Origin of the sequence: Mycobacterium sp. UM_CSW (assembly GCF_000455205.1) — a bacterium.
Taxonomy (GTDB): Bacteria; Actinomycetota; Actinomycetes; order Mycobacteriales; family Mycobacteriaceae; genus Mycobacterium.
This window is the reverse complement of sequence record NZ_AUWQ01000029.1, coordinates 83691-97117: the sequence shown is the minus strand read 5'-3', so window position 1 is coordinate 97117 and position 13427 is coordinate 83691. Positions and strand designations below refer to the sequence as shown.

Annotated in this window: 17 protein-coding genes; 5 read left to right on the top strand and 12 right to left on the bottom strand. The window is 68.7% G+C overall.

The window, feature by feature from the left end; all coding sequences use genetic code 11:
- Positions 1-12: 12 nt before the first annotated feature.
- From hemC to N415_RS12265, 3 genes are all read right to left on the bottom strand, one after another.
- Positions 13-957, bottom strand: a complete 945-nt coding sequence (gene hemC, locus N415_RS12275; protein ID WP_068181587.1) for a hydroxymethylbilane synthase — start codon at positions 955-957, stop codon at positions 13-15.
- A 13-nt stretch (positions 958-970) separates the two neighbouring features.
- Complete coding sequence (locus tag N415_RS12270) at positions 971-2341, bottom strand: glutamyl-tRNA reductase (RefSeq protein WP_068181584.1); 1371 nt, start codon at positions 2339-2341, stop codon at positions 971-973.
- Between the two features lie 101 nt (positions 2342-2442).
- Entirely contained in the window at positions 2443-2700 is a 258-nt protein-coding gene (locus N415_RS12265; RefSeq protein WP_068181582.1) for a glutaredoxin family protein, read from the bottom strand.
- Positions 2701-2783: 83 nt separating this feature from the next.
- On the opposite strand from N415_RS12265, the gene N415_RS12260 reads away from it, so the two are divergent.
- From N415_RS12260 to cmaA2, 5 genes are all read left to right on the top strand, one after another.
- Positions 2784-3095, top strand: a complete 312-nt coding sequence (locus N415_RS12260) for a WXG100 family type VII secretion target (RefSeq protein WP_068181578.1) — start codon at positions 2784-2786, stop codon at positions 3093-3095.
- Positions 3088-3378 carry a WXG100 family type VII secretion target gene (locus N415_RS12255; protein WP_068181577.1) on the top strand — a complete coding sequence of 97 codons (291 nt, stop codon included), beginning with the start codon at positions 3088-3090 and terminating at the stop codon, positions 3376-3378. Before N415_RS12260 ends, N415_RS12255 begins: the two co-directional genes overlap by 8 nt.
- A gap of 118 nt (positions 3379-3496) precedes the next feature.
- Positions 3497-4408, top strand: a complete 912-nt coding sequence (locus N415_RS12250; RefSeq protein ID WP_068181574.1) for an HAD-IB family hydrolase — start codon at positions 3497-3499, stop codon at positions 4406-4408.
- Positions 4409-4450: 42 nt separating this feature from the next.
- Positions 4451-4966 carry a MaoC family dehydratase N-terminal domain-containing protein gene (locus N415_RS12245; protein WP_068181571.1) on the top strand — a complete coding sequence of 172 codons (516 nt, stop codon included), beginning with the start codon at positions 4451-4453 and terminating at the stop codon, positions 4964-4966.
- A gap of 5 nt (positions 4967-4971) precedes the next feature.
- A complete protein-coding gene (gene cmaA2, locus N415_RS12240) occupies positions 4972-5898 on the top strand; it encodes a cyclopropane mycolic acid synthase CmaA2 (RefSeq protein ID WP_152531341.1) in 927 nt (308 codons plus the stop codon).
- A 13-nt stretch (positions 5899-5911) separates the two neighbouring features.
- Here cmaA2 and N415_RS12235 read toward each other — a convergent pair whose 3' ends face one another.
- The 9 genes from N415_RS12235 to N415_RS12200 form a co-directional block, all read right to left on the bottom strand.
- On the bottom strand, positions 5912-7003 hold the full coding sequence (locus N415_RS12235; RefSeq protein ID WP_068181568.1) for a lysophospholipid acyltransferase family protein: 1092 nt from the start codon (positions 7001-7003) through the stop codon (positions 5912-5914).
- Positions 6985-8100: an SDR family oxidoreductase gene (locus N415_RS12230; protein WP_068114096.1), complete on the bottom strand. Its 1116-nt coding sequence runs from the start codon at positions 8098-8100 to the stop codon at positions 6985-6987. The genes N415_RS12235 and N415_RS12230 overlap by 19 nt, the downstream gene beginning before the upstream one ends.
- Positions 8101-8172: 72 nt before the next feature.
- The gene (locus N415_RS30620; RefSeq protein ID WP_003402602.1) at positions 8173-8274 is read right to left on the bottom strand and encodes an AURKAIP1/COX24 domain-containing protein; all 102 of its coding nucleotides are present in this window, start codon (positions 8272-8274) and stop codon (positions 8173-8175) included.
- Between the two features lie 116 nt (positions 8275-8390).
- Positions 8391-8648, bottom strand: a complete 258-nt coding sequence (locus tag N415_RS12225) for a cell division/environmental response transcriptional regulator (protein ID WP_067152205.1) — start codon at positions 8646-8648, stop codon at positions 8391-8393.
- A gap of 140 nt (positions 8649-8788) precedes the next feature.
- Positions 8789-9661, bottom strand: a complete 873-nt coding sequence (gene proC / locus N415_RS12220; protein WP_193376439.1) for a pyrroline-5-carboxylate reductase — start codon at positions 9659-9661, stop codon at positions 8789-8791.
- Between the two features lie 27 nt (positions 9662-9688).
- A complete protein-coding gene (locus N415_RS12215; protein ID WP_068181562.1) occupies positions 9689-10528 on the bottom strand; it encodes a thioesterase family protein in 840 nt (279 codons plus the stop codon).
- Between the two features lie 25 nt (positions 10529-10553).
- Complete coding sequence (locus tag N415_RS12210) at positions 10554-11396, bottom strand: sugar phosphate isomerase/epimerase (RefSeq protein ID WP_068181560.1); 843 nt, start codon at positions 11394-11396, stop codon at positions 10554-10556.
- A gap of 16 nt (positions 11397-11412) precedes the next feature.
- Positions 11413-12351: a hypothetical protein gene (locus N415_RS12205; RefSeq protein WP_068181556.1), complete on the bottom strand. Its 939-nt coding sequence runs from the start codon at positions 12349-12351 to the stop codon at positions 11413-11415.
- Positions 12348-13364 (bottom strand): Ppx/GppA phosphatase family protein, encoded by a 1017-nt coding sequence (locus N415_RS12200; RefSeq protein WP_068126571.1) that lies wholly within the window; start codon positions 13362-13364, stop codon positions 12348-12350. Before N415_RS12200 ends, N415_RS12205 begins: the two co-directional genes overlap by 4 nt.
- Positions 13365-13427: the final 63 nt, after the last annotated feature.

Here is a 13427-nt window from a genome sequence, read left to right as displayed (position 1 = left end):
AAGTGACTCTCTTCAGTTTCCTCGCGCGGGGTCTTGCCGCGCCCCCCCAATCAGCTCCCGCGCGCCCAGCTCGAACAGCTCCGCGGCGACCGAGAGCCCCAGCTCTCGGGCCCGACCGGGAGTGCCGACTCCGGACGCCCGGATCACATCGGACCCGTCGAGCGCCGCCACACAGCCGCGCAACGACAGCTCTTCGAAGACCCGGCCGTCCTCATCGATGGACTCGACCACCTCGGCGATCGCGCCCACCGGTGCTGTGCAACCGGCCTCCAGTTCGGCCAGCAAGGCTCGCTCCGCGGTGACCGCCGCACGCGTGTCGGCGTCGTCCAACTCCGCCAGCACCGCCGCCAACTGGTCGCCGGCGCGGCATTCGACGGCGAGCGCGCCTTGAGCCGGTGCTGGCAACATCTGCACCGGCTCTAGCGTCTCGGTGACATCGCCGAGGCGGCCCAGCCGGGCCAGACCGGCCCGGGCGACCACGATCGCGTCAAGATCACCACTGCTTACCCTGTTCAACCTGGTATCAAGGTTGCCTCGTAGGGGGCGGATTTCCAAACCGAGACCCAATGCTCTAAGCTGTGCGGCCCTGCGCGGCGACGACGTGCCCACCAGCGAACCCGCCGGCAACTCTCCCAGCACCAGCCCGTCGCGGGCGACGAGCGCGTCGCGAGGGTCGTTGCGCGGCGGTATCGCCGCGATGGTGAACCTCGGGTCGTCGGCGGTGGGCAAATCCTTGTGCGAGTGCACCGCGGCGTCGACGCGGCCGTCGACGATGGCTTCGCGCAGCGCAGTGGTGAAGACGCCCACGCCCAGGCTCTCGATCGGCGCCGAAGACCGGTCGCCCGCCGTCGCGATGGTCACCAGCTCGGCGGGGTGGCCGTTGGCGATCAACGCGTCCCTGACGACGCCGGCCTGGGTGGTGGCCAACAGGCTGCCCCGGGTGCCTATCCGGATCACGTGCGCCAATCGGCTACTCGCCGGACTGTTTTGGCATGCCGGCGTCGAATCCGCCTGGCATCACGGGCAATTCGCCGGCGGCGACGGCGTCCACAGCGGTCTGGTCGAGTTCGAAAAGTTCACGCAGGGCCTCGGCGTAGCTGTCGCCGCCGGGGGAGCTGGCCAGCTGCTTGATCCGCACCGTCGGCGCGTGCAGCAGCTTGTCCACCACCCGCCGCACGGTGCGGGCCACCTCCTCGCGATGGGCGCTCTCCAGGCCCGGCAGCCGGTTGTCGAGGCGCAGCAGCTCGGCTTCGACGACGTCGGCGGCGCGCTGGCGCAGCGCCGTCACCGTCGGGGTGACCTCCGCCATCCGCTGTCCGGCCAGGTAGCTGGCGACCTCGGCGGCCACGATGTGGCGGGCGGCGTCGACGTCGGAGGCCGCGGCGTGCGCCGACGGCTCGTGTTGGACGCGCTCGACGTCGACCACCCAGACGCCGGGCAGCCCGGCCACCGCCGGGTCGACGTCGCGCGGCATGCCCAGATCGCAGATCACCAGGGGATGGTTGGTCTCGTCCCGGCGCGCGGTGGCCAGGGCGTGGTGCACGTCGGCCAGCGACACCACGGGGCTGACCGCGCCCGTGCAGCTGACCACGACGTCGGCGTCCGCCAGCGCGTCGGCCAGCCGGTCGAGGGTCAGCGCCTCGGCCTGCACGCCGGACTCGCGGATCTTGCGGGCCAGCCGCTGGCCGCGGGAGGCCGACCGGTTGAGCACCAGAACACGGTCGATGCCGGCCCGGGTGAGATGTGCGGACGACAGCGCGCCCATCGCCCCGGCGCCGATGACCGCGGCGGTCTTGCCCGCCAGCCCGCCCAGCCTGCGTTCGGCCATGGCGAGCGCGACCGACACCACCGAGGCGCCGGCGGCGTCGATGGCGGTTTCGGAATGCACCCGCTTACCCACCGACAGCGCCCGCTGGGCCAGCTCGTGCAACACCCGGCCGACGGCGCGGTTGGCCTCGGCGGCCGCGTAGGCGCGACGCACCTGGCCCAGCACCTGCTGCTCGCCGATCACCGCCGAATCCAGGCCGCTCGCGACGGCAAAGAGGTGTTCGACGGCGGCCTCGCTGTAGCGCACGTAGGCGTACTTGGTCAGGTCACCCATCGACATGCCGGAGTGTTCCGACAGCACCTGCCCGACCACCGCCAACCCGCCGTGGAACGCGTCGACGACGGCGTATACCTCGACGCGGTTGCATGTCGAGAGCACCATCGCCTCGGTCACCAGCGGCGACTGCAACACCCGATCGACGATCTTGACCTGATCGGCCTCGTCGATGCTGAGCTGTTCCAGGACGGAGACCGGCGCACTGCGGTGCGAAACCCCGAAGAGCAAGACGCTCACGGCAGCATCACCTGGCCAGCTCCCTTGCTTCCTCCAGTAACTGAACTGGTGTCCACGGTAAACGTTAATCAGCTGGGCTACCAAATGAATGGTCGCCCGGGCTACCGAGCCAGATCGGCCCTCAGGCGCGGCTCGTCGATCTCCCAGTAGCTGTGCTCGAGCCCGTCCAGCAGCACCACCGGCAGGCGGTCGCCGAACTCGGCCCGCAATCCGGGGTCGCCCGACGCCGCCGCGACGTCGACGTCGGTGGTGGTCAGTTCGAAATCCAGCTCACCGGCCAGTTCGGCCAGCCGGGCGTGCACCCGCTCGCAGAGGGTGCAGCCGTCTCGGGTCAGCAGCTCGACACGTCGCCGGGTCATGCGCTCCAGTGTGCCTAGTGAATTGTGGGGCCGAGCGCTACGGGTGAATTGTCGGTCCGCCCCAAATTCACTAGCGTGCCGGTATGGGCGCTGAGGGGACGCTCCACGTCGATGCCATGGTGATGCGGGAGTTTGCCGCCTCCGTTGGCGGCGCGGCCGAGCATCTGATGGCGCAGCTCGAGCAGCTCGACGATCAGGTGGGTCAGATGTTGGGCGGCTGGCGTGGGGCGTCGGGGACCGCATACGGGTCGGCATGGGAGCTGTGGCATAAGGGCGCCACCGAGGTGCACGCGGGCCTGGCGATATTGGCGCATCTGGTGGGCCAGGCCGGCGGCGCTTACGAGCAGAACGAGGCGAGGGCCGCCCAGGAGATGCGCGGGGTTTACCGTGGCTGAGGCGTTTCGCGTGGACCCCGAAGCGTTGGCCGATGCGGTCCAGCGAATGACCGAGTTTCAGCGCCAGGCCGAAGAGATGCTCGCCGAAATCGATTCGCGGGCAAAGCGTTTGCATGCAGCCTGGACCGGGGAAGGCGCGGCGGCTCACGCCGAGGCACATCAGCATTGGGCCCGCGGCGAGGCGATGATGCGTGAGGCGTTGGGTCAGCTGCGCGCGGCCGGGGCGACCGCCCACCGCAATTACACCGGCGCCATGTCAACGAATTTGGGCATGTGGCCCTGACCTGACCGCGCCCCCATCCAGCTCAGGCGCAGAAAACCGCCTCTAACATCCGCCGGATAGGGTTGATAGCGGCCGCCCCCCGGATAGCGGGCGGCACAGCGATCTGGGAGGTTTGGCGATGACTTCCTCTGAGTCGGGCGGCGGCGAGCACACCGGCCGCGCCGACCTGGATGCGCTGGTCGACAACGCGAGCGCCGAACGCGCGCTCGAGGACCTGCAGGCCGCGAGCGCCGCCGACGAGGGCCGCCCGCAGCCGCCGATCGACCTGACCGCGGCCGCGTTCTTCGACGTGGACAACACACTGGTCCAGGGCTCGTCGGCCGTACATTTCGGCCGCGGGTTGGCCGCCCGCAACTACTTCACCTACCGCGATGTGCTCGGATTCATCTACGCGCAGGCCAAGTTTCAGTGGCTGGGCAAGGAGAACAGCAACGACGTCGCCGCCGGCCGGCGCAAGGCGCTTACCTTCATCGAGGGCCGCTCCGTCGAGCAGCTGGTCGCGCTGGGCGAGGAGATCTACGACGAGATCATCGCCGACAAGATCTGGCCGGGCACCCGCGAGCTCACCCAGATGCACCTCGACGCCGGCCAGCAGGTGTGGCTGATCACGGCGACGCCGTACGAGCTCGCGGCGACCATCGCCCGGCGGCTCGGCCTGACCGGCGCGCTGGGGACCGTCGCCGAATCGGTCGACGGGGTCTTCACCGGCCGGCTGGTCGGTGAAATCTTGCACGGCCCCGGCAAGGCCCACGCCGTGCGCTCGCTGGCGATCCGCGAGGGCCTCAACCTCAAGCGCTGCACCGCGTATTCGGACAGCTACAACGACGTGCCGATGTTGTCGTTGGTGGGCACCGCGGTGGCGATCAATCCCGATGCGCGGCTGCGGGCCCTGGCCCGCGAACGGGGCTGGGAGATCCGCGACTTCCGGACCGCTCGCAAGGCGGCACGGATCGGGGTGCCGTCGGCGCTGGCCCTGGGCGCGGCCGGCGGCGCGCTGGCGGCAGTGGCATCCCGGCGCCAATCGCGCTGATAGGCTGCGCCGCTAGATGTAATCGAGCGGAGAGCAAGCGGCATGTCAGTACTCCCCCAAGGCACCCAAGACCTGATCGGTAGCCATTACCGGGCACCGGACTACTTCGAGGTCGGACGCGAGAAGGTCCGCGAGTTCGCGGCCGCGGTGCAGGACGACCACCCGACGCACTTCAGCGAGACGGACGCGGCGAATGCCGGTTACGACGCGCTGGTGGCTCCCCTGACCTTCCTGGCCGTTGCGGGACGCCGTGTGCAGCTGGAGATCTTCACCAAGTTCGACATCCCGATCAACATCGCCCGGGTCATGCACCGCGACCAGAAGTTTCAGTTTCACCGCCCGATCCTTGCGAACGACAGGCTGTATTTCGACACCTATTTGGACTCGGTGATCGAATCCCACGGCGCCGTCGTCGTCGAGATCCGCAGCGAAGTCACAGACGCCAACGGTGATCCCGTCGTCACTAGCATCGTTACGATGCTGGGGGAAGCCTCACACGAAGACGCGCGCGCTGAAGAAACCGTCGCCGCAGTCGCATCCATATCAGCCGGAAAGTAGGGTCGATTTCCATGTCACAGGATGAATCGCGTGGCACACAGCTGAAGCCGCCGGTCGAAGCAGTCCGATCCCACTACGACAAATCCAACGAGTTCTTCAAGCTTTGGCTTGACCCGTCGATGACCTACAGCTGCGCCTATTTCGACGAGAACCCTGACCCCAAGAACCTGACCAAGACGCTCGAAGAAGCGCAGTACGCCAAGCGCAAGCTCGCGCTGGACAAGCTCAACCTCGAGCCCGGCATGACGCTGCTCGACATCGGCTGCGGCTGGGGATCCACGATGCGCCACGCGGTCGCCGAGTACGACGTCAACGTGATCGGGTTGACGCTGAGCGAAAACCAGTACGCCCACGACAAGGCCAAGTTCGAGGAGATGGACAGCCCGCGCCGCAAGGAGGTGCGCATCCAGGGCTGGGAGGAATTCGACGAGCCGGTGGACCGCATCGTGTCACTGGGCGCCTTCGAGCACTTCGCCGACGGCGCCGGTGACGCCGGATTCGAGCGCTACGACACGTTTTTCAAGAAGTTCTACAGCCTGACGCCCGACGACGGCCGGATGCTGCTGCACACGATCATCGTGCCCAGCCCCGAGGAGGCCAAGGAGCTCGGCCTGACAGCGCCGATGAGCCTGCTGCGCTTCATCAGGTTCATCCTGACGGAGATCTTCCCGGGTGGCCGGCTGCCGCAGATCCCGCAGATCGACCACTACTCGTCCAACGCGGGCTGGAAGGTCGAGCGCTACCACCGGATCGGCAAGAACTACGTGCCCACCCTGAACACCTGGGCCGATGCGCTCGAGGCACACAAAGAAGAGGCCATCGCCCTGAAGGGGCAGGAGACCTACGACATCTACATGCACTACCTGAGGGGCTGCTCGGACCTGTTCCGCGACCACTACACGGACGTCTGCCAGTTCACCCTCGTCAAGTAGGCGGCGACGGGCGCTAGCCGAAGAAGATGTTGCGGCGGCCGGCGAGCAGCCGGTACAGCGTCTGCTGGATCGTCTCGCGCACCTGGTCGGTCAGCTCGAAGGTGACCATCGGGTCCTCGGCGTCGGAGGCGGCGTAGTCGTTCGTGTGGATCGGTTCACCGAACGCGATGCGCCACTTCGACGGCAGCGGCACCAGGCCCGCGGGCCCGGCCAACGGGAACAGCGGGGTGATCGGGAAATAGGGCAGCCCGAACAGCCGCGCCAGCAGCTTGACGTCGGTGAGCATCGGGTAGATCTCTTCGGACCCGACGATCGAGCACGGGATGATCGGGGCCTTGGTACGGAGTGCCGCGGTCACGAAGCCGCCGCGGCCGAACCGCTGCAGGCGGTAGCGGTCCTCGAAGCGCTTGCCCAGCCCCTTGTAACCCTCCGGGAAGACGGCAGTCAGCTCTCCCGCGGCCAGCAGGCGGTGCGCGTCCGTCGTGCAGGCCATGGTGTGGCCCGCCTTGCGGGCGGCTTCGCCGACCACGGGCAGGTCGAACACCATGTCGGCGGCCAGCAGCCGCAGGTCCCGCTGCGCCGGATGTTCGTCGTGCACCGCCACCGAAAGCATCAGCCCGTCGAACGGCAACACCCCGGCGTGGTTGGCCACCACCAGCGCGGCGCCCTCGCTCGGCAGGTTCTCGATGCCGCTGACCTCGACCCGGAACCAGGACCGGAAGAAGAACCTCAGCAAAGGCCGAACGATGGCGCTGTTGAAGTGCGGATCGAAGCCGAACTCGTCGACGGTGTAGTCGCCGGTGAGCCGCTGCCGCAGGAAGCCGGCGACCGCGGCGACCCGTTGCGCAAGATCGTTGAGCGGCGCCTCGGCGGTTGACGTCGCGCTCGCCGCGCGGCGGTGTTCGTCGATTTCGCGGACGACCGCGGCGATTTGTTCGGCAGATGCGCGGCCTCGCGGATCGGCGAGCATTGACGGGTGTTGACGGGACGAGTCCGCCCTCTGGTCGGCTCTCCGGCGAGCCGCTACCCGACCCCTATTCGTATGCAGTGGAATGACGTTCGCTCTGGTTTCGCCCGCCACGATACCTACCTGCCCCCACCCCATGGAATTGCATTTCGGCTTCCCCAGCGCTGCGCTAACGCTATGGCGCGACCCTCCAGGGAGCGTACCCGATCAGGGTCGATTATGGGAGTCAAGCCACGGCCGCGGACGTAGTCGTCAAACGCCTCGGCGGTCGTCCATTTCGGCTGGAAGCCGAGCTCCGTGCGCATTCGCGTGGTGTCCATGACGCGGCCGTAACTCAGATAATTGAATTGATCCCGAGTGATTTCGGTATAGCGATTAGCCCGTCTCAGCGAATCCAGCGCCCATACCCCAAATCCGGGCACTGGCACCGGGATTCGGCCGGCCCGGCGGATGGCCTGCGACAGCATGATGATGCCGTCCGCGCCGATGTTGAACGTGCCGGCCTTGCCCGCCATCGCGGCGCGCTCCAGCGCGCCCAGCGCGTCCTGCTCGTGCAGCAGCTGCAATCGCGCGTCCCGGCCGAACATCGTCGGGACCAACGGGCCGGCCAGATACCGCGACAGCGTCGTGTCCATCGCGGGGCCGATCATGTTGGCCAGCCGCAGAATCGTCACCGCGATGTCGGGCCGGCGCCGGCCCAGCCCGCGCACGTAGCCCTCGATGTCGAGGCTGTCCTTGGCGAATCCGTCGCGGAAGGGCCGGCGGCTGCTGCTGTCCTCGGTGAACATCACCGGGTCGTGCGCCGTGGACCCGTACACCTCGGAGGTCGACTTCAGCACCACGCGGCGCACCGAGGGCGCCTTCTGGCAGGCCGCGAAAAGTTGCATCGCGCCCATCACGTTGATTTCCTTCAGCGCCGCGCTGCCGCCGGCTCGGGGCGCGTAGGACGCCGCCGCGGCGTGCACCACCGTGTCGACGTCGCCGTTGCGAATCACCTTGGCAATGAAGGGATTGCGAATGTCGGCACGGACGAACTCGGCGCGCCCCATGCGGCGCAGCATGTCCTTGCTGGGGGCGATCGCGTCCACCGCGATGACCCCTTTGATCAACGGGTTCTGGGCAAGCCGCGCGGTCAGGTAGCCGCCCAGAAACCGGCACGCACCGGTAACCAGCACAACTTTGGGGTAGTGCACGGTGCCGCTGGTGCCGGCACCTTCCCCGCTCGACTGATCCACTCAAACAGCCTAACGGGCTGGCGCGACGACGGCGTTAAGGCGGCGTGACGGTCGACGTGGGCCGGCTGGCGCTTACTTGCCGAGTTTTCTGCGCTGCACCCGGGTGCGACGCAGCAGCTTGCGGTGCTTCTTCTTCGACATTCGCTTGCGCCGCTTCTTGATTACTGAACCCATGAACTCCGCTATCTGACCGGGGACTGCTCACATGACCAAAAGACCCCGCCACTTTACCCGGCCCGCAGCACCGAACACCAAACCGGCGACCGCGTGACGTCTCGACGGCCCCCAGGTCAGCCGGCGTCGAAGTACGAAGTCTCCAGCATGTCGTGGACGGCCTTGGCGTGCACGCGGAAGGACCGGCCCACCCGGACCGCCGGCAACTCGCCGTTGTGCACCAGGCGGTAGACGGTCATCTTGGAGACGCGCATCAGCGCTGCCACCTCGGCGACGGTAAGAAACTGTGTCCTGGCCTGCTGGCCATCAGCGGAACCGGAGTCCCGCCCCTTAGCAGCGGAATCTCGCGCCGATGGCCCGTTCGTAGACGTCATCGCAACCCAATCGTGTCAGGCTCGCGCAATGCCAGCGGCTTCCCCTCCGCTGGCACCCACACGTGCATACAAAGAGGAGAATAGCGGGACTAGTGGGGTTAATGGTACTGGTGAGGGACAATCAATCCGGAAATCTCAAATTATTCCGATGTAATTCTTAGCTGCTCAGAGCGCCTTTTCGCGGCCTGGACGGCGGCGTCGACGGCCACCCGCAATCCCCCTCGCTCCAGTTCGCGCAGCGCAGCGGCGGTCGTGCCGCCGGGCGAGGTGACCGTCGCGCGCAGCTGCGCCGCCGACGCGTCCGCCCGCATGCCCGGCGGCTCGCCCTCGATGGCGCGCTCGGCATCCATCCGCTCGAGCAGCATCGCCGCCGAGCCGGCCATCGTCTGCGCGGTCAGGTCGGTGGCGACCTGGCGGCTCAGACCCGCCGCGACGCCCGCGTCCACCAGAGCCTCGACCATCAGGAAGAAATACGCCGGACCGGAGCCGGACAGCGCCGTCACGGCATCCATCTGGGATTCCGGAACGGTCAGCACCCCGCCGACGGAGTCGAACAGCGCCGACACCTCCTCGAGCTGGGGTTCGGTGACGAAGCGGCCCCTGGCCAGCGCGGTCACCCCCGCGCCCACCAACGCCGCGGCGTTCGGCATCGCGCGGACCACCGGCGTCCCGGCCGGCAGCTTGGATTCGAAGTAGGTGATGGTGATGCCGGCGGCGACGGTGACGAACACCTGCTCGGCGCTGTCCGTCTCGGCCGCGCCGGCCGCCTGGACCAACTCCCCGAGCACCGTCTCGACGTCGGCCGGCTTGACCGCGACGACGACGAAGGTCGCGTAGTCCACCGCCTCCGCGACCGACGCCAGCCGCACCGAATAGGTGTCCGCCAGGTACTTGGCGCGCTCGGGCACTCGCTCGGCCACCACCAGGTCCTTGACCTGCCGGCCGGCCCGCAGCAGGCCCGACAGCAGCGCCTCGCCGATGCTGCCGCCGCCGATGATCGCGATTCTCGCCATGGGAGAAAGCATTCCAGACAGCGAGCGCTAGCGAGCGGCAGGGACCAACGCCAGCTGGCGCGCCTGCACCACCAGGCGGCCGAGCTGGTCGACGACGATGTGGTCCTCGTCGAACCAGTCGTGCCCGATCTCCACGCAGGTGGCGATGATTCGCAGCCAGCCGTCGGCGGGCAGGGCGCGCAGGAAGGCCGTCAGCTGGATGGTGGGCGCCCAGCCGGTGCGGTCCACGGCGAACGTCACCGGCGCCGACAGATCCCCGCACATCAGCGCGAACAGCGCGTCCGGGGCGACGTCGCGGGGGCGCGCCCACATCTGGATCACCGGCGGGTGGCCGTTGCGGGGCCGCATCGTCGAGAGCAGCGGTCGCACGTCGCAGCCCTCGCCCAGGTGCACCAGGCCGGCCAGCGGGTGGCCCGGGCCGATCGGCTCGGCGTCGTCGGGCGGCTCGGGTGCCATCAGGTCCAGCACCGGGTTGGCCGACAGCAGCGGCGCGTGCGAGCCGTCGGGGGGATAGTGCTCGGGCTGGCCGAGGTTGACCACGGCGTGCACCGCGGTGCGCTCGCCCTGCATGAGCTCGACGTCGACGACGCTGATCCGCCGGCCGCGCTTGCGGAAGGAGGTCAGCAGCCGCATCGGCCCCGGGTCCGGCGCCCACAGGAAGCTCGCGGACACGGCCACCGGTTGCACGGCCCGTTCGGGGCCGTCGGGGCCCCGGCCGCACGCGGTCCGCGCGGCGTTGGCGCACAGCGCCAGCATCGCGCCGCCGTGCACCTTGGGGCCGATGGTCCAGTGCTTGTCCAGCTCGCCCTCGTACACGCCGGGGCCGGCCTCCCGCAATGTCATCGCGGTGGTGAATAAGGCGTTCATGTTCTCCTGGGTGGTCTGTCGCGGATCACCGCATCAGGTGGGTGCGCGCGAACTGCAGCGACTCGAGAAGCATGGCTTCCCGCTCGTGCGCCGAACGCGCGCTGGACGTCGACACCTCCAGGATCACGTGGCCGGCGAAGCGGCCGCCGGCCAGCATCTGGCACACCTCGGCGGTGGGTTGCGTGCCGCGCCCGGGCACCAGGTGCTCGTCGGCGGGCAGGCCGCTGCCGTCGCACAGGTGCAGGTGGGTGAGGCCCTCGCCCATCCGCTGGGCCATATCCAGCGAATCGGTGCCCGCGGTCGCCGTGTGGGACAGGTCGAGCGTGTAGTTCGCGTGGTTGCCGTCCAGCGGGTCGTAGGACGGCGCGAACGCCGAGATCGCCGGGCCCGGTCCGCCGCCCCGCCGGCGCATCCGTTCCAGCGACTGGCCGGCGCCGAAGAACCGGTCGGCCCGGAACGGGAACATGTTCTCCACGGCGATCTTGACGTCGCTGGACGCCTCCAGCGACGCGACCTGGTCGCTGAACCCCTCGGCGTAACGCCGCTGCCAGCGGAACGGCGGATGCACGACGACGGTCTGGGCGCCGAGCTGTTCGGCGGCCCGCACGCTGCGGTCCAGCTTGGGGATCGGGTTGGCGCCCCACACCCGCTGCGAGATCAGCAGGCAGGGCGCGTGCACGGACAGCACCGGCACGCGATAGCGCTGGGACAGCTTCTTGACCGCGGCGATGTCCTGGCTGACCGATTCGCTCCAGACCATCAGCTCAACGCCGTCGTACCCCAGCCTGTCCGCGTATTCGAAGGCGGCCTCGGCCCGCAACGGATAGACCGAGGCCGTCGATAGGCCGACTTTGATGGCTGGGCGCACTGTCGGTGGGTGCCGCCTAGCCCGACTGCAACGACAGCGCCAACGGTCCCAGGGTGATCAGCGCGCCGACCGCAACGGCGATCAGCGTGCTGGCGATGTCCTCGGTCTTGCGGACCACCCGGACCCCGACCACCAGGCCGAGAATGACCAGCACCGAAAGCACCAAAGCCACGATGCTGTTCCAGCGCCACAGCTCGTCGAACGCGACGAACAGCCCGGCGCCGAACGCGACGGCCAGCATCGACTGCAACACGACCAGCGTTCCGCGCCACAACGTCTGCAGCCTGCCGGGCGCCTCGTGCGCGCGCTCGGCCTCGGTGCCCAGGTGGTCGTCGTGGCGTTCTTCTTCGGCGAGCGCGTCCGCGCCCCGCTCGGCGCCGCGGCGCCGGGCGACCTCGTCGGCCAGCGTCTGCCCGCCGAACAGCGTGGAATCCGACTGCAGGTAGGAGCGCACGTAGGCGGAATCCTCGGACGCCGGCTCGGCCTCGCGCACCTCGGAGTCCATCACGTCCACCGGGATGTCGGAGTAATGGTCGACCGGGTCGGGGCTCATGCCCTCGGCGCCGGACTGGCCGGTCCGGTCGGCGGGCACGTCGGCGTGCCGCAGGGGTCGGGGGTATTCGCTGCGCTCGGGCCCCGTCAGCCGTTGCGGCTGGGGCGGCGACTTGGGCCAGCGCGGCTCGGGTTCGGACCAGTACGGGGCTTTGGGCTGTTCCTCGGTGACCTGCTCGGCGGTCTGGACCGTTGCGTTGGCTGGAGGTTCGAGTTCGTCGTCACGGATGACGGGGATCTCGCCGGTCAGTTCGGCGACGGTGACCGCGTCGCTGTCGCCGCGCCGACGGCGGCGCCGCCGGGTGACCGACGGTTCGCCGATCGTTCCATTCCTGGCCAGGAGTTCGGCCACCGAGATGGGCCGAGTGCCAGGGCTCTCGGTCTCGGAGTGCGGTCCGCTCATGATTTGTCGCCCTTCGATCGGTTGGCGTTCCGATCAGCTTTCTGACCTCCAGCATCGCGCACCGAAGTCTCGACGAGTGCAGTTCCGTCGGCCTCGCTGTCGAGTTTTCGCAAGATGAGACCCTCCCGCAACGCCCACGGGCAAATGTCCACCTCGTCGATCGACAGCACTCGCATACTCGCCTCGGCCACCAGGGCGCCCGCCACGATCTGGGGTGCCCGCTCGGCGCTCACTCCTTCCAGTTCAGCCCGGTCAGCGGTCGTCATCCTAGAGATGAAAGATATGAGTTGTCTGAGGCCGTTTGCTGTCAGCGTCCGCTTCACCCGCGGCCCGGCCGCCGACGGCGCCGCCCCGGTGAGCCGTGCCAGCGAACGAAACGTCTTCGACGTGGCGACCGCGAGATCGGGGGCGCCCGCGTCCAGCACCGTCTCGCAGGCTTCCGCGAGCTCGGCGTCCAGCCAGTCGCGCAGCATCGCCACGCGGCGACGCCCGGGCGGGTCATCGGGCAGCCATTCGCGGGTCAACCGCCCCGCGCCCAGCGGCAACGACAGCGCGACCTCGGGCTCCTCGTCGACGCCGCTGGACAACTCCAGCGAGCCCCCACCGATGTCGAGGTTGATGATTCGCCCTGCGCTCCAGCCGTACCAGCGGCGCACCGCCAGGAACGTCAGCCGCGACTCGTCGACGCCGCGCAGCACCTCCAGCTCGACGCCGGCCTCCTTGCGCACCCGGGACAGCACGTCGTCGGAATTCTCGGCGTCGCGGACCGCCGATGTGGCGAAGGCCATCAACTCCTCGCAGCCGGAGCTGTCCGCGATCTTGGCGAACTCCTCGATCGTCGAGACCAACTTGTCGGCGCCGCGCTTGGTGATCTTTCCCGAGCTGTCGATGGACTCGGAGAGCCGCAGGGTGGCCTTCGTCGAACTCATGGGTGTCGGATGCCCACCGCGGTGGGCGTCAACCACCAACAGATGGACTGTGTTGCTGCCCACGTCGAGCACACCTAACCGCACAGAAACAACCTAGTCGGGCTGCAGGGGGTGCGCCGCGGAGGGCAGCCGTGTGTCAGCGGCGTC